This window comes from Nioella sp., from assembly GCF_964229645.1.
Classification (GTDB): domain Bacteria; phylum Pseudomonadota; class Alphaproteobacteria; order Rhodobacterales; family Rhodobacteraceae; genus Nioella.
Map to the genome: position 1 here is coordinate 1 of NZ_CAXREX010000215.1, position 14,118 is coordinate 14,118.

At 65.8% G+C, this 14,118-nt stretch carries 15 protein-coding genes and 1 pseudogene; 6 read left to right on the plus strand and 10 right to left on the minus strand.

Annotated features, from left to right (window positions below; translation table 11 throughout):
* Positions 1 to 353, minus strand: a pseudogene (locus tag ACEQXV_RS14350) (phenylacetic acid degradation bifunctional protein PaaZ); the annotation flags it as partial.
* Positions 350 to 2,401 carry an FAD-dependent oxidoreductase gene (locus ACEQXV_RS14355; RefSeq protein WP_370269761.1) on the minus strand — a complete coding sequence of 684 codons (2,052 nt, stop codon included), beginning with the start codon at positions 2,399 to 2,401 and terminating at the stop codon, positions 350 to 352. The pseudogene ACEQXV_RS14350 and the gene ACEQXV_RS14355, both read right to left, overlap by 4 nt.
* A gap of 94 nt (positions 2,402 to 2,495) precedes the next feature.
* Between ACEQXV_RS14355 and paaG the strand changes: the two genes are divergently transcribed.
* From paaG to ACEQXV_RS14380, 5 genes are all read left to right on the plus strand, one after another.
* A complete protein-coding gene (paaG, locus tag ACEQXV_RS14360) occupies positions 2,496 to 3,281 on the plus strand; it encodes a 2-(1,2-epoxy-1,2-dihydrophenyl)acetyl-CoA isomerase PaaG (RefSeq protein ID WP_370269763.1) in 786 nt (261 codons plus the stop codon).
* Positions 3,278 to 3,703, plus strand: a complete 426-nt coding sequence (paaI, locus tag ACEQXV_RS14365; RefSeq protein ID WP_370252294.1) for a hydroxyphenylacetyl-CoA thioesterase PaaI — start codon at positions 3,278 to 3,280, stop codon at positions 3,701 to 3,703. The genes paaG and paaI overlap by 4 nt, the downstream gene beginning before the upstream one ends.
* Positions 3,704 to 3,709: 6 nt before the next feature.
* Complete coding sequence (paaK, locus tag ACEQXV_RS14370) at positions 3,710 to 5,020, plus strand: phenylacetate--CoA ligase PaaK (RefSeq protein WP_370252295.1); 1,311 nt, start codon at positions 3,710 to 3,712, stop codon at positions 5,018 to 5,020.
* Between the two features lie 3 nt (positions 5,021 to 5,023).
* Positions 5,024 to 5,620 carry a TetR/AcrR family transcriptional regulator gene (locus tag ACEQXV_RS14375; protein ID WP_370252296.1) on the plus strand — a complete coding sequence of 199 codons (597 nt, stop codon included), beginning with the start codon at positions 5,024 to 5,026 and terminating at the stop codon, positions 5,618 to 5,620.
* A 76-nt stretch (positions 5,621 to 5,696) separates the two neighbouring features.
* Positions 5,697 to 6,599, plus strand: coding sequence for a DMT family transporter (locus ACEQXV_RS14380; RefSeq protein WP_370269764.1), 903 nt, complete (start codon positions 5,697 to 5,699; stop codon positions 6,597 to 6,599).
* A gap of 5 nt (positions 6,600 to 6,604) precedes the next feature.
* Here ACEQXV_RS14380 and ACEQXV_RS14385 read toward each other — a convergent pair whose 3' ends face one another.
* Positions 6,605 to 7,312, minus strand: coding sequence for an SDR family oxidoreductase (locus ACEQXV_RS14385; RefSeq protein ID WP_370269765.1), 708 nt, complete (start codon positions 7,310 to 7,312; stop codon positions 6,605 to 6,607).
* 106 nt (positions 7,313 to 7,418) lie between these two features.
* Here ACEQXV_RS14385 and ACEQXV_RS14390 point away from each other — a divergent pair, with 106 nt between their 5' ends.
* Entirely contained in the window at positions 7,419 to 8,279 is an 861-nt protein-coding gene (locus ACEQXV_RS14390; protein ID WP_370269766.1) for a LysR substrate-binding domain-containing protein, read from the plus strand.
* A 6-nt stretch (positions 8,280 to 8,285) separates the two neighbouring features.
* On the opposite strand, the gene ACEQXV_RS14395 is transcribed toward ACEQXV_RS14390, so the two are convergent.
* Genes ACEQXV_RS14395 through pcaF form a run of 7 tightly spaced genes read right to left on the minus strand, consistent with a single transcriptional unit; the run spans position 8,286 to position 13,878 of the window.
* The gene (locus tag ACEQXV_RS14395) at positions 8,286 to 9,038 is read right to left on the minus strand and encodes a Phenylacetic acid catabolic protein (protein WP_370269767.1); all 753 of its coding nucleotides are present in this window, start codon (positions 9,036 to 9,038) and stop codon (positions 8,286 to 8,288) included.
* A gap of 12 nt (positions 9,039 to 9,050) precedes the next feature.
* Positions 9,051 to 10,121: a 1,2-phenylacetyl-CoA epoxidase subunit PaaE gene (gene paaE / locus ACEQXV_RS14400; RefSeq protein WP_370255145.1), complete on the minus strand. Its 1,071-nt coding sequence runs from the start codon at positions 10,119 to 10,121 to the stop codon at positions 9,051 to 9,053.
* 12 nt (positions 10,122 to 10,133) lie between these two features.
* Positions 10,134 to 10,595: a 1,2-phenylacetyl-CoA epoxidase subunit PaaD gene (gene paaD / locus ACEQXV_RS14405; RefSeq protein WP_370255152.1), complete on the minus strand. Its 462-nt coding sequence runs from the start codon at positions 10,593 to 10,595 to the stop codon at positions 10,134 to 10,136.
* A gap of 5 nt (positions 10,596 to 10,600) precedes the next feature.
* The gene (gene paaC / locus ACEQXV_RS14410) at positions 10,601 to 11,362 is read right to left on the minus strand and encodes a 1,2-phenylacetyl-CoA epoxidase subunit PaaC (RefSeq protein ID WP_370255144.1); all 762 of its coding nucleotides are present in this window, start codon (positions 11,360 to 11,362) and stop codon (positions 10,601 to 10,603) included.
* On the minus strand, positions 11,362 to 11,646 hold the full coding sequence (gene paaB, locus ACEQXV_RS14415; protein ID WP_370269768.1) for a 1,2-phenylacetyl-CoA epoxidase subunit PaaB: 285 nt from the start codon (positions 11,644 to 11,646) through the stop codon (positions 11,362 to 11,364). The genes paaC and paaB overlap by 1 nt, the downstream gene beginning before the upstream one ends.
* A gap of 21 nt (positions 11,647 to 11,667) precedes the next feature.
* Positions 11,668 to 12,660: a 1,2-phenylacetyl-CoA epoxidase subunit PaaA gene (gene paaA, locus ACEQXV_RS14420; RefSeq protein WP_370255140.1), complete on the minus strand. Its 993-nt coding sequence runs from the start codon at positions 12,658 to 12,660 to the stop codon at positions 11,668 to 11,670.
* A 15-nt stretch (positions 12,661 to 12,675) separates the two neighbouring features.
* Positions 12,676 to 13,878 (minus strand): 3-oxoadipyl-CoA thiolase, encoded by a 1,203-nt coding sequence (gene pcaF, locus ACEQXV_RS14425; RefSeq protein WP_370269769.1) that lies wholly within the window; start codon positions 13,876 to 13,878, stop codon positions 12,676 to 12,678.
* Between the last annotated feature and the right edge of the window lie 240 nt (positions 13,879 to 14,118).

Below are 14,118 nucleotides of genomic sequence, written 5' to 3' on the forward strand. Positions count from 1 at the left end.
TCCCGCCGTCCCTTGGAGGCGAAGACGAACATCGTGCCGATGCCCCCGTCGATATCGATCAGGTGGTCGGATTGCGTGGCCCCGGTGTTGAACGACAGGTCGTAAAGCGCCTGCTTATGCTTGCCCAGCTCCAGCGCCAGCGCCTTCAGCATCCGGGCGCGGTCGTGGAAGGTCAGCTTGCGCAGGGCGGGACCGCCCACGTCACGCGCGTGGTCCAGCATCGCCTGCACCGGCAGGGCCGATCCCGCCTGCGCCAGCGGCGCGCCGGTCACGGCGCTGGCGATTAGCCGGGCCGAGCCATCGGGGGCGATCCATTCGCCAGCGGCGAAGCTTTTGATGTTCAGCAGGCTCATTCCGTTTCTCCTTCCAGCGCGCGGGCAAGGTGGTCTGCCATGACCCAGGAGCCGGGGCTTTCACCCGCGACTTCGGCCATGACACGGGCCATCCCGGCCCATCCCACCTGCGCCGCATAATGCATCGGTCCGCCCCGCCAGCGCGGAAAGCCGTAGCCGTGCAGCTTGACCATATCGACGGCCGCGAAGTCCTCGGCGATCCCGTCTTCCACGATCCGCGCGCCCTCGTTGGCGTAGACGGCCAGCAGCCGGTCGCGGATCTCGGTTTGCGAATAGCTGCGCCGCGTGATGCCCCGTTCCGCCGAATAGGCGAGGATCAGCGCCTCGACCTCCGGGTCGCGCTCCGGCGTCCGGTTGCCATCTGTGTAGCGATACCAGCCCTTGCCGCTGCGCTGGCCAAGCCGGTCCATTTCGCACAGCGTATCGGCGATGCGTTCGTAGCGCTCGTTCGGGTCGCGCGTCGCGGCCTGCCGCTTGCGATTGGCCCAGGCGATCTGAAGCCCGGTCAGGTCCTGCAACTCGAAGGGTCCCATGGGCATGCCGAAGGCGCGCATCGCGGCGTCCACCTCGTGCGGCAGGGCCCCGTCGGCCAGCAGGTATTCCGCTTCGCGGCGATAGGCCGACAGCATCCGGTTGCCGATGAACCCGTCACAGATGCCCGACAAAACCGCGACCTTGCGCAGCCGCCTGGCCAGGTCGAAGCCGGTGGCCAGCACCTCTGGCGCCGTCTCGGGCGTATTCACCACTTCGAGGAGCCTCATCACATGGGCGGGCGAGAAGAAATGCAGGCCGATGCAGCGCGCCTTGTTCGGCGTGTCAGCGAAAATCTCGCGCGGATCGAGATAGGAGGTATTGGTGGCCAAGATGGCATCTTGCGAAAGATGCTTTGCCAATTCCGCAAACACCGCCTGTTTCACCGTCAGGTCCTCGAACACCGCCTCAATGGCGAGGTCCGCCCCGGAGGCCGCCGCGTAATTGTCCACGGCCTCGAATGCCGTCATCTGGGCCTCGTAGCGGGCCTGCGTGATCTTCCCGCGCTTGAGCGCCCCCGCAACCAGCCCCTCGACCCGGCCCTGCGCGGCGCTGGCCTCGTCTGCGCTGCGCTCGACCAGCGTCACGCGCAAGCCCGCCGACAGGCAGGCGGTGGCAATCCCCGCACCCATCAGCCCGCCGCCCACAACCGCCACATGCGCCAGCGCGCGCGGTGTGGCCCCGTCGATCGCCCTGGGCTTCATCACGTGCCGTTCGGCGAAAAAGGCGTGGCGCAGGGCGCGGCTTTCGGCGCTGGCGCGCATTTCAAGGTGGCGGGCACGTTCCTTTGGCTGCCCCTCGGAAAAGGGCAGCGCCGCCCATTGCAGAGCTTCGAGGTTGAGAAGCGGCGACTGCTGCCCCTTGGCCTTGCGGGCGATCTCGGCCTCGGCCGCCGCGTAGCCCTGGGCGTCGAGCGCCGCGACCGGGCGCTGGCTGACCGCAAGGGGCCGCTTTGGCAGGTCGGCGGCGAAGGCACGGGCGGCGGCATCGGGATCGTCCACGATCCTGTCGATGCCGCCAAGCACCAGCATGTCCTCTGCCGCGTAGATCCGACCCTTACAGGCCATTTCAACCGCTGCGTCCATTCCCACCAGACGCGGCGCGCGCTGCGTGCCACCCGCGCCGGGGATCAGACCCACATTGACCTCTGGCAGGCCGAATTTCGTCCCCGGCGCAGCGAAGCGCCAGGTACAACCCATGGCGATCTCGAACCCGCCGCCAAGGACGGTGCCATGCAAAAGCGCCAGGAACGGCACCGGGCTGTCTTCGATCATCTGCACGACATCGGGCAGATGCGGCAGAAGCGCGGGCCCGTCGAATTCCGACATGTCGCCCCCCGCGATGAAGGTGCGGCCCGCGCATTTCAGCACCGCGAGGCGCGCGCCCTTGACCTCTGCCACCGCCTGTTCCAGCCCGGAGCGCACCGCGACCGAGGTTGCGTTCACCGGCGGGCTGTCGATGATGACCCAGGCGATATCGCCGTCTTTTCTGACGGTTACAGGCATGTCGGCAGGCATGTGGCCCCTCTCCTTCTCGCGTGGTTTCGGAATTTATTGACCAACCGTTCGGTTTATGCAAGAGATTCCTCCGACGAGGGAGGACAGCGCGCAGATGAGCGACACGGTATTGGTGACGGAGCACGGGGACTGGCGTGAAATCACGCTCAACCGCCCCGAACGCCTGAACAGTTTCAACGAGGAGATGCACCTTGCCCTACGCGCGGCCCTGTCAGATGCGCGCAATGCAGACGCGCGGGCGATCCTGCTGACCGGCGCGGGGCGCGGGTTCTGCGCGGGCCAGGACCTGGGCGACCGCGACCCGTCGAAAATGGACGGCCCGCCTGACCTCGGCCACACCGTCCGCAGCTTCTATGCCCCGCTTGTGCGGCTCATCCGTGACATGCGCCTTCCGGTCATCTGCGCCGTGAACGGCGTCGCGGCAGGCGCGGGCGCCAGCCTGGCCCTGGCCTGCGACATCGTGCTGGCCGCCGAAAGCGGCAAAGTCATCCAGGCCTTCAGCAAGGTTGGTCTCGTCCCCGATACCGGTGGCAGCTGGCACCTGCCCCGCCTTCTGGGCGAGGCGCGTGCCAAGGCGCTGGCCATGACGGCAGAACCCCTGCCCGCGCAGACCGCCGCCGATTGGGGCCTGATCTGGCGCACCTACCCGGATGATCAGTTGATGAATGAGGCCCGCGCCCTCACCGCCCGGCTGGCCGCTGGCCCCACGCTCGGGCTCGGGCTGACCAAGCACTGCATCCAGGCCGCCGCCACCAACACGCTTTCCGATCAGCTCGACCTTGAAGCCGACGCCATGAAAACCTGCGGCGAAAGCGCCGATTACGCCGAGGGCGTCAGCGCCTTCCTGAACAAACGCCAACCGGAGTTCAAAGGCCGATGACCCCTGATGAGCGCGCCAAGAAAAGCGCCAAGGCCATGTGGGCCGACGACAATGCCTCGCCCTGGTTCGGAATGGAGATCGTCGAGGTCAGCGAGGGCCGCGCCACGCTGGCCCTGACGGTTGAGCCGCACCATGCCAACGGCCACGGCATCTGTCACGGCGGCGTCACCTTTTCGCTGGCCGACAGCGCCTTTGCCTTCGCCTGCAACAGCCGCAACCAGAACACGGTCGCGCAGTCGAATACCATTACCTACGTCGCGCCGGGCCGCATCGGGGACCGGCTGACCGCCACCGCCCGCGAAATCAGCCTGACGGGCCGCAGCGGCATCTACGATGTGACCGTGACCAACCAGGACGGCACCGTGATCGCGGAATTCCGGGGAAATTCCCGCGCGATCAAGGGCCAGTTGTTCGAGGAGTAAACCGACATGAAAGACCTCAGCCCCCGCAAGGAAGAGCTCGATCCGATTGAAATCGCCTCGATCGACGAAATCCGCGCCCTGCAGCTCGAGCGCCTCAAATGGTCCGTGCGCCATGCCTATGAGAACGTGCCGATGTATCGCCAGCGCTTTGACGCGGCAGGCGTGCATCCCGATGATCTGCAACAGCTTTCCGACCTGGCGAAGTTCCCGTTCACCTACAAGTCGGACCTGCGCGACAATTATCCGTTCGGCCTCTTCGCCGTGCCGCGCGACCAGATCATCCGCGTCCACGCGTCCTCCGGCACCACCGGCAAACCCACCGTCGTGGGCTACACCAAGAACGACATCAGCAACTGGGCGGACCTTGTGGCACGCTCCATGCGTGCCAGCGGCACCCGCGCGGGCGACATCGTGCACGTGGCCTATGGCTATGGCCTTTTCACCGGCGGGCTTGGCGCGCATTACGGGGCCGAACGGCTTGGCGCGACGGTGGTGCCCGTCTCGGGCGGCATGACCGAGCGGCAGGTGACGCTGATCAACGACTTCAAGCCGACCACAATCATGGTCACGCCCTCCTACATGCTCAACATCCTCGAACAGTTCCACAAACTGGGCCTCGATCCGCGCGAAAGCAGCCTGGAGGTAGGCATCTTCGGGGCCGAACCCTGGACCGACGCCATGCGCAAGGAGGTCGAGCAGGCCTTCGACATGCATGCCGTCGATATCTACGGGCTTTCCGAGATCATGGGGCCGGGCGTCGCCAATGAATGCGTGGAAACCAAGGATGGCCCGGTGATCTGGGAGGATCATTTCCTGCCCGAGATCATCGACCCCGAAACCGGCGAGGTGCTGCCCGATGGCGAGCTTGGTGAACTGGTCTTTACCACGCTGACCAAGGAAGGCCTGCCGATGATCCGCTACCGCACGCGCGACCTGACGCGCCTGCTACCCGGCACGGCGCGCAGCATGCGGCGTATGGAAAAGATCACCGGACGCTCCGACGACATGATGATCCTGCGCGGCGTCAACGTCTTCCCGACCCAGATCGAGGAACAGCTGATGGCGACCGGCGGCCTCGCGCCCCATTTCCAGATAGAGCTTTACACCGCGGGCCGGATGGACGCGATGCGCGTGCATGTGGAGGCGCTGCCCGACGCCACCGACGAGCTTTCCAAAACCGCCGCTGCACGGATGCTGTCCAAGCGGGTGAAAGACATCGTCGGCATCTCGATCGAGGTGAACGTGGGCGATCCCGGCGCGGTGGCGCGCAGCGAGGGCAAGGCCAAGCGCGTCGTCGACAACCGCGAGAAGGGATAAGGCGTGGCACGGACAATCGCGAAAGACCACGACCAGAAGCGGGAACAGATCCTGCAATCGGCGGCCAAGATCTTCGCCACCGAGGGCTTCGACCGCGCCTCGATGGCGCAGCTTGCGCGCGAATGCGGGATCTCCAAGGCGAATATCTACCACTACTACGACAGCAAGGACGCGATTCTCTTCGATATCCTCGACACTTACCTGTCGGAGCTGCGCGACCTGATCCTTGCGACCAATGTCGAGGGGCTCTCGCCCGAAGAGCGGCTGCGCCGCGTGATCCGCGACATCTTGCGCGCCTACCAGGGGGCTGATCACGAACACCAGGTGCAATTGAACGCGCTCTCTGCCCTGCCGCAGGATCAGCAGGACCGCATGCGCGCCTACCAGCGCGACATGGTGCGCTACCTGTCCGACTGCATCCGCGCCGCCGCGCCCGAGATGTTCGGCGACGATCGGGCCAAGCTGCGCGCAGTCACCATGTCGGTCTTCGGCATGCTGAACTGGTATTACATGTGGAACGGCGGCGCGGACGGGGCCGCGCGCGATGCCTATGCCGCGCTGGTGGCCGACCTCACCCTGAAGGGCCTGCCCGGCATCTGACAGGGCTTGCGCGCGCCCCGGCTTCCGGGGCAACGTCACCCCGACGCGCGCCACCGCGCGCCGGTCAGGAGCCCCCATGTCCCGCCTGCAGGAAATTGCCCGCCAACCGGGTCTTGCCGCCATCGGCCTCGTACTGGGGGGGGCGCTGTGGGGGCTGATGTGGGTGCCGATCCGTGGCATGCAGGGCGCGGGGCTTCCCGGGGCCTGGTCGGGCTTAGCGCTCTATGCCGTCGCCGTGACGCTGATGGTTCCTGTCCTGATCGTGCTCAAGGCCCGTCCGCTGGCGCATCTGGCCGTGCTGATCCCCTGCGGTCTGCTGACAGGCACCGCCTTCAGCCTCTATTCCACCAGCCTCGTGCTGACCGAAGTGGTGCGCGCGGTCCTTCTCTTCTACCTCTCGCCGATCTGGGCCACGCTTCTGGGCCTTGCCTTTCTTGGGGAACGGCTCTCGCCCGCCCGGCTCGGGGCGCTGGCGCTTGGGCTTGGCGGGCTGGCCGTGATGATGGGGGGCGGGGCATTGCGCCATGGCCCAAACCTGGGTGATCTCCTGGCGCTGATCTCGGGCATGTCCTGGGCGCTCGGCTCCTTCTTCCTCTATCGCGCGGGCACCGTTGCGGTGACCGAGCAGGTGTTTTCCTTCGTCTTCGGCGCGCTGGTCATCACCGGGGCGACGCTTCTGGTCGGGGGCGGCGGCATCGCCCAGGCCTTTGATGTCAGGGCAATCGGCGCGGCGGCGCCCTGGGCGCTCGTGGCCGGGATGATCGTGGTGCCGATGCTCTTTCTTACCATCTGGCCGGCAACCCTGCTCAGCCCCGCGCGCGTGGGGCTGCTTCTGATGAGCGATATCGTCGTGGGCGTCATCACCGCCGCCATCTGGTCAGGCGAACCCTTCGGCTGGCGCGAGGCCAGCGGCGCGCTGATGATCACCGCCGCCGGTTTTGTCGAAGTGCTCGGGCATCGCCCCTCGCACGAGGCCTAGGCGGCTCAGACCGCGCGCGTCAGCCCCCCGTCGATGCGGATATTCTGCCCGGTGACATAGGCCCCGTCCTCCGACAACAGGTAGCCGATCAGCCCCGACACCTCAGCGACGGTCCCGTAACGGCCCATGGGGATGCGCGCGCGCCGGTCCTCTGTTTCGGGCAGGCTGTCGATGAAGCCGGGCAGCACGTTGTTCATGCGAACGCCTCGGGCCGCGAACTTGTCTGCAAAAAGCTTGGTAAAGCTTGCCAGCCCCGCCCGGAAGACGCCCGAGGTCGGGAAAAGGGGATCGGGCTCGAAAGCCGCGAAGGTCGAGATATTGACGATCGCGCCACCGCCCGCCTTGGCCATGATCGGGGCCACCAGCCGGGCCGGGCGGATCACGTTCATCAGGTAAACCTCCATCCCCCGGTGCCAGTCCTCGTCCGAGATGTCGAGGATATCACCCTTGGGCCCGTGCCCGGCGGAATTGACCAGCCCGTCAATCCGCCCCCATCGGTCCATGGCCGCATCGACCAGGGCCTGAAGATCCCCCGGCTCCAGGTTCGACCCGGTCACCCCGACGCCGCCAAGCTCCTTGGCCAGCGCCTCCCCCTTGCCGGAGGAGGACAGGATCGCCACCTGCCAGCCTTTCGCCGCAAGATGCCGGGCCGCGTCCGCCCCCATGCCGCTGCCGCCCGCCGTGACCAGGGCCACTTTCTGTGCTGTCGCCATCGTCTTTCCCTCCGATTGAACCTCCTGCTCAGGAAACATGATCAAAACAGGGATTTCCAATCATTTCTTTTCCATAGTCATTAGCTTTACTATAGTCATGATTCCCATGAGCTTTCAGAATCTCAATGCGCTGCGCCATTTCGAGGCTGCGGCACGGCACCTGAACCTCCGTCTTGCGGCGGAGGAGCTTCACGTGACGCAAGGGGCAGTTTCTCAGCAAATCAGGGTGTTGGAAGATGTTCTTCAGACCAGGCTCTTCACGAGGCACCCGCGCGGCCTCAGCCTGACCGAAGCAGGGCACCGCTTGCACGAACCCGTGGCACAAGCTCTTGGGCTCATTTCAAGCTCTATAGCTGAGTTACATTCGTTTTCTGACCGGGTTACGCTCTCTCTGCCCCCGTCTTTGGCTGCGAAATGGCTGGTTCCCCGCCTGCCGGGCTTTGCCGAGGCGCATCCCAATGTCGAGCTTCAGATCGTGGCCTCCGAGCGGATCACCGATTTCGCGCGCGACAACGTGGACCTCGCCATTCGGCAGGGCCCCGCCCCGCAGGAAAGCGCGGTCACGGTGGAAAAGCTCGCCCCCATCCGGCTGGTCGCGGTCACCGGGCCCTCGCTCGTGGCCCGCGCCCCGGTGCTGGCGCGCGCGTCCTTCTTTGCGCAATACCCGCTGATCGAGGATGGGCACCGCCCCTGGCAGGCCTGGTTCGCGCGCGAGGCGCCCGAGACGCCGTGGAAACGGCTCAGCTTCAACCAGACGGCCCTCGCCATCGACGCGGCCGAGGCGGGCCAGGGTATTGCGCTGGTGCCCGATGTGCTGGTTAACGATGCGCTGGAAAAGCGGCGGCTGGTGCGCCTGCGTGAAGAGCCCCCGGACGAGACGCGGGGGCTCTATCTTGTCCGGCCCGCCAAGACGCCCGAAACACGGTCGCACAGGGCCGTTGCCGACTGGATCCGGGCCGGGTTCTAGACCCGCTCAGGGCGTGCCCAGACCAAGCCGGTCGAGCGCGCCGCGCGCCTCTGCATCCCACCGGGCGCGCAGTTCGGACGTGGTGGAGCGGCGCAGGCCCATGGCCCTCAGCGCGTCGAACCGGCCCGACTCCCCCTGCCCGAAGCTGGCCGCCACACGCGGCCACCAATAGGCGACAGAGGCCTCCACAGCCTCGCGCTGCCCTTCGTCCAGAAGCCGCGCGATGCCCTCTTCGGCCAGTTCCGCATGGCGAAGTTCAACCGGGGCAATGGCCCGGAACGCCACCGCAAGCGGCTGGTAGGACACCATCTGCATCTCGGCCAGCTGCACCACCACGGCGCGCCCCATCAAGAGGTTCATCACCACCGCGTCGGCCCAACCCGCCAGCGGGTAGTTGAACACCGCCAGCCGCATGTCATGTTCGCCCCGCGTGGCCCCGATATCGGCCTCGCGCGCAAGCCGCGCGGTCCAGGGGTGGTGGTTGGCATAGCGCCCCTGATCGACGCCGAATTCGCCCATCACGCGCAAAACCTTGTCGGCGTGATCGGTCTTTTCCAGCACGATCCGCGCCGCCGCGATCCGTTCCTTGATGCCAGGCCCCTCGTTGATGATGTCGGCAAAGCCCGCAGCACCCGCCAGTTCGCTGTCGACAAAGGTTGCCATCAGCTTCATCAGCTCAGCGCGGTAGCGGGGCGGCACGTTGGCAGGGCTGGTCAGAACGCCGCCCTGGGCCAGGTAGTCCTCGATCTTCATCTCCATGACAGGCGCCCCTTACTGGTCAAAGTCCACGACCACGCGGTCGGTGACGGGATAGGACTGGCACGACAGGACATAGCCCTTGGCCACCTCGTAATCTTCCAGCGCGTGGTTGGCGACCATGTCCACCTCGCCTTCCAGCACCCGGCAGCGGCAGGTCGAGCAGACCCCCGCCTTGCAGGCGTAGGGCGCGTCCAGGGCGTTTTCCAGCGCGGCGTCCAGCAGGCTCTGGTCCTTGCCCACGGTCAGCACGCGGGTCGATCCGTCCAGCGTGACCGAGATCGCCGCCTGGTTGGCCGCGCTGCCCGCCTCTTTCGACACGACCTTGCGCGCCAGCCGCCCCGGTTGGGCCGAGGCAAAAAGCTCGAACTTGATCTGCGCATCGTCCAGCCCATGTGCGCGCAGCGCCTTGGCGATCCCCAGCATCATCGGCTCGGGCCCGCAGATGAAGGCGGTGTCGACGCTGTCGATGTCGATCCAGCCGGTGCGCACGAGCTCGGCCACCTTGTTCTCGGTCACAAGGCCGGTGAAGAGGTCGATCTCCTGCGCGTCGGCCTCCAGCACATGGATCACGTTGAAACGGCCCATATACTGGTTTTTCAGGTCCTCCAGTTCCTCGCGGAACATGATCGTGTTCACGCCCTTGTTGGCGTAGACCAGCGTGAAGCTGGACCGGGGTTCCGTGGCGAGCGCCGTCTTGATGATCGACAGCACCGGGGTAATCCCCGATCCGCCCGCAAAGCCCAGGTAATGGCGCGCCTGGGACGCATCGAGCGCAGTGTGAAAGCCCCCCATCGGCGGCATGGCCAGCAGCGTGTCGCCCACCTTCAGCTCTTCATTGGCCCAGGTGGAAAACGCCCCGCCATCGACGCGCTTGATCCCCACTTGCAGGATACCCTCCTGCCGCCCTGCGCAGATCGAGTAGGAGCGGCGCAATTCCTCGCCGTCGAAATCGCGGCGGAAGGTCAGGTATTGGCCCTGGATGAAGTCGAAGGCCGCAGGGTCCTCGGACTTCAGGGTCACGACAACGGCGTCGCGGATGGTCTTGTGAACGTCAGTTACGGTGAGCTCGTGAAAGCGCGCCATGGGGTTCCTCCCTCAGATGCACTTGAAGTAATCGAATGGTTCCAGGCAGTCGCGGCAGCGCCACGTTGCCTTGCAGGGGGTGGAGCCGAACTGGCTGATCCGCTCCAGGTTGGTGCTGTGGCATTGCGGGCAGCGGTTTGGGCCGCCCGCTGGCTGTGGCGGCGCGATGCCGTAGTCTTCCAGCTTGGCGCGACCCTTCTCGGTCAGCCAGTCGGTGGTCCAGGCGGGCGAGATCTGGCGCCTGAGCTCCAGCTTGTCGATCCCGTGGCCGCGCAGCGCGGTTTCCACGTCCATCTCGATCACGCTGGTGGCCGGGCAGCCCGAATAGGTCGGCGTCAGCGTGACAACCAGCGTCTCGCCCTGCCAGTCCACGGCCCGGACGATCCCGAGGTCGACCAGCGAGATCACCGGGATCTCGGGGTCGGGCACGGCATCGAGCCAGTCCCAGACCTGCTCGACCGAGGGCTTGGCCATCACGCTCACCAGGTCGCGCCGGGATAGGCGCGCTGCAACCACTGCATGGTCGACAGCAGGTGACCCAGATGCTCGGTATGCATCCGGCCCGTGCGCCCGCCCTTGTGGCTGTAGGCCCCGCCGGGAATGGCCAGCGTCGCCTCGGACAGCACGCGGGTGACGATATCGTCGTATTCGGCGCGCAATTCAGCGGGGTCCGGGGCGATCCCGGCCTCGGCCAACGCCTCATCCACCTTGTCCTTTTCGAACATCTCGCCCACGTAAGGATGGAGATAATCGAGCGCATCCTGCATCCGGCTATGACTTTCCTCGGTTCCATCCCCAAGGCCGATCACCGTGTCACCGGAGCGTTCCAGGTGGTAGGTCACCTCCTTGTGGGCCTTCTCGGCGATGGCCGCGATGCGCGGCTCGGACGAACCTTTCAGCCAGTCGGTCATCACGAAGGACCACGCGTCATAGAGGAACTGGCGCATCAGCGTCTGGCCGAAATCGCCATTGGGCAGCTCCACCATCAGCACGTTGCGGAAGTCCCAGGCGTCGCGCAGGAAGGCCAGGTTATCGGCCGTCCGACCCTTGCCCTCGACCTCGCCCGCCAGCCCCAGCCAAAGCTGTGTCTGCCCGATCATGTCGAGCGCGGTGTTGGCCAGCGCGATGTCTTCCTCCAGCACCGGGGAATGGCCGCACCATTCCGACACGCGGTGCCCGAGGATCAGCGTGTTGTCCCCCATGCGCAGGAGGAATTCGAAAAGCGCCTCGTCCCGGGTCATCACATGTGCCCCACTTCGTCGGGAATGTCGTAGAAGGTCGGGTGGCGGTAGATCTTGCTTTCCGACGGCTCGAAGAGCGGCCCCTTCTCCGAGGGCGAGCTGGCCGCGACATGCCTGGCCTCGACCACCCAGATCGACACGCCTTCGTTGCGGCGGGTATAGACGTCACGGGCGTTCTTGATCGCCATTTCCGCGTCGGGCGCGTGCAGGCTGCCGACGTGACGGTGGCTGAGGCCATGCTGGCCGCGAATGAAGATTTCCCACAGGGGCCATTCGTTTTTCATCTCTCGTCCTCCTTGACGAAATTACTCGGCCGCGACCTTGCGGGCGGCTTTCTTGCGGGCATGCGCCAGCAGCCCGTCACGCACCCATTCGCCGTCGTCCCAGGCGGCAACGCGGTCCTTCATCCGGTCCACGTTGCAGGGGCCATTGCCCTTGATCACGTTGAAGAACTCGGGCCAGTCCGGTTCGCTGAAATCGTAATGCCCGCGTTCCTCGTTCCACTTGATGTTCGGGTCCGGCAGGTCGAGCTTCAGGTATTCGATCTGCGGGATTGTCTGGTCCACGAATTGCTGGCGCAGCTCGTCATTAGACTTCACCTTGATCTTCCACGCCATCGACTGTTCCGAATGCACGGATTCCCCGTCCGAGGGCCCGAACATCATCAGCGCGGGGAACCACAGGCGATTGAGCGCGTCCTGCGCCTGCTTCTTCTGCTCGGGCGTGCCGAAGGCCATTGCCCGGATCGCGTCATAGCCCTGGCGCGCGTGGAAGCTTTCTTCCTTGCAGATGCGGATCATGGCGCGGCTGTAGGGCCCGTAAGAGGTCCGCTGCAACGCCACCTGGTTCACGATCGCGGCCCCGTCGACCAGCCAGCCCACGGCACCGATATCGGCCCAGTTGAGCGTCGGGTAATTGAAGATCGACGAGTATTTCATCTTACCTTCATGCAGCAGCTCGATGAGCTCATCCCGGCTGACGCCAAGCGTCTCGGCGGCAGAATAGAGGTAAAGCCCATGGCCCGCCTCGTCCTGCACCTTGGCCAGCAGAATGGCCTTGCGTTCCAGCGTCGGCGCGCGGGTGATCCAGTTGCCCTCGGGCAATTGCCCCACAACCTCGGAATGGGCGTGCTGGCCGATCTGGCGGATCAGGGTCCGGCGGTAGTCCTCCGGCATCCAGTCCTTGGGCTCGATCTTGATGTCATTGTCGATCTTGTCCTGGAAGGCGCGTTCCTCGTCGGACATCTCGTCCTTGGATTTCACGCCGTTCGAGGCCGTCTTGATCATCTGTGCATACATGTCCGAAACCCTCCTTCAGACCCGTTCCAGGACAAGGGCAACGCCCTGCCCCACGCCCACGCACATGGTGCACAGCGCATAGCGCCCGCCCGTGCGGTTGAGTTGATAGGCCGCCGTCATCACCAGGCGCGTGCCCGACATGCCAAGCGGATGGCCCAGCGCGATGGCGCCCCCGTTGGGGTTCACATGCGCCGCGTCATCGGCCACGCCCAGTTCGCGCAGGCTGGCCAGACCCTGGCTTGCGAAGGCCTCGTTCAGCTCGATCACGTCCATCTGCTCGATGCTCAGCCCCGCCTTGGCCAGCACCTTGCGCGTGGCAGGCACCGGACCGATCCCCATCACGCGGGGCTCCACCCCGGCGGCCGCCATTGCCACGACCCGCGCCATGGGCGTCAGCCCGTTGGCCGCAGCAGCCGTCTCGGATGCCAGCAGAACCGCCGCAGCGCCATCGTTGACGCCCGAAGCATTGCCCGCCGTCACCGTCTTGTCGGGGCCGTTCACGCCGTGCAGGCTGGCCAGTTTTTCCGCCGTGGTGCCCGGGCGCGGATGCTCGTCTGTATCGACCACGATCGGATCGCCCTTGCGCTGCGGCACGCTGACGGGGGTGATTTCATCGGCGAAGATCCCCTTGGCCTGGGCTGCTTCCCAGCGAGCCTGCGACCGGGCCGCGAAGGCATCCTGGTCGGCGCGCGAAATGCCGTAGTCCTCGGCCACGTTATCGGCGGTCTCGGGCATCGAGTCGGTGCCATGGGCCGCCTTCATCTTCTTGTTCACGAAACGCCAGCCGATCGTGGTGTCGTAAACCGCGTTGGCGCGCGAAAAGGCGCTGGTGGCCTTGGGCATGACGAAGGGCGCGCGGCTCATGCTTTCCACGCCGCCCGCGATCACAAGGTCATAATCACCCGCCTTGATCCCCCGAGCGGCCATGCCCACGGCATCCATGCCGCTGGCGCAGAGCCGGTTCACCGTTGTGCCCGGCACACTCACCGGCAGCCCGGCCAGCAGGGCCGCCATGCGCGCCACGTTGCGGTTGTCCTCGCCTGCCTGGTTGGCGTCGCCATAGATCACGTCATCAAGCGCGCCCCAGTTCACATCCGGGTTGCGCGCCATCAGGGCGGCAATGGGCAGCGCGGCCAGATCGTCGGTGCGGATGGAGCTCAGCGCCCCTCCGTAGCGTCCGATTGGCGTTCGCGTGGCGTCGCAGATGAATGCATCCATAAGGCGGAGTCCTCCCGAGTGTCGCGCAAATAACTGACCGCATGGTCGGGATATGTTGCAACGCGATTCGATGCAAGAGAAATGTTACACGATTCCCGAAACTCAAACCTTACCGTAACACGTCACCCCTTACCCCCAGCCCAGGCTCTTCATTGTTCCCAAAATATCCTGGGGGCGTCGCCTGCAAGGCGACGGGGGCAAAGCCCCCTGTCGCGCCCGCATGCCCCGGCGGGGCATGCG

Bases quoted from the DNA above. Each gene is read 5' to 3' on its own strand.
- ACEQXV_RS14355 (WP_370269761.1), bottom strand. From the start codon at position 2,401: ATGCCTGCCGACATGCCTGTAACCGTCAGAAAAGACGGCGATATCGCC.
- paaG (WP_370269763.1), top strand. From the start codon at position 2,496: ATGAGCGACACGGTATTGGTGACGGAGCACGGGGACTGGCGTGAAATC.
- paaI (WP_370252294.1), top strand. From the start codon at position 3,278: ATGACCCCTGATGAGCGCGCCAAGAAAAGCGCCAAGGCCATGTGGGCC.
- paaK (WP_370252295.1), top strand. From the start codon at position 3,710: ATGAAAGACCTCAGCCCCCGCAAGGAAGAGCTCGATCCGATTGAAATC.
- ACEQXV_RS14380 (WP_370269764.1), top strand. From the start codon at position 5,697: ATGTCCCGCCTGCAGGAAATTGCCCGCCAACCGGGTCTTGCCGCCATC.
- ACEQXV_RS14385 (WP_370269765.1), bottom strand. From the start codon at position 7,312: ATGGCGACAGCACAGAAAGTGGCCCTGGTCACGGCGGGCGGCAGCGGC.
- ACEQXV_RS14390 (WP_370269766.1), top strand. From the start codon at position 7,419: ATGAGCTTTCAGAATCTCAATGCGCTGCGCCATTTCGAGGCTGCGGCA.
- ACEQXV_RS14395 (WP_370269767.1), bottom strand. From the start codon at position 9,038: ATGGAGATGAAGATCGAGGACTACCTGGCCCAGGGCGGCGTTCTGACC.
- paaE (WP_370255145.1), bottom strand. From the start codon at position 10,121: ATGGCGCGCTTTCACGAGCTCACCGTAACTGACGTTCACAAGACCATC.
- paaD (WP_370255152.1), bottom strand. From the start codon at position 10,595: ATGGCCAAGCCCTCGGTCGAGCAGGTCTGGGACTGGCTCGATGCCGTG.
- paaC (WP_370255144.1), bottom strand. From the start codon at position 11,362: ATGACCCGGGACGAGGCGCTTTTCGAATTCCTCCTGCGCATGGGGGAC.
- paaB (WP_370269768.1), bottom strand. From the start codon at position 11,646: ATGAAAAACGAATGGCCCCTGTGGGAAATCTTCATTCGCGGCCAGCAT.
- paaA (WP_370255140.1), bottom strand. From the start codon at position 12,660: ATGTATGCACAGATGATCAAGACGGCCTCGAACGGCGTGAAATCCAAG.
- pcaF (WP_370269769.1), bottom strand. From the start codon at position 13,878: ATGGATGCATTCATCTGCGACGCCACGCGAACGCCAATCGGACGCTAC.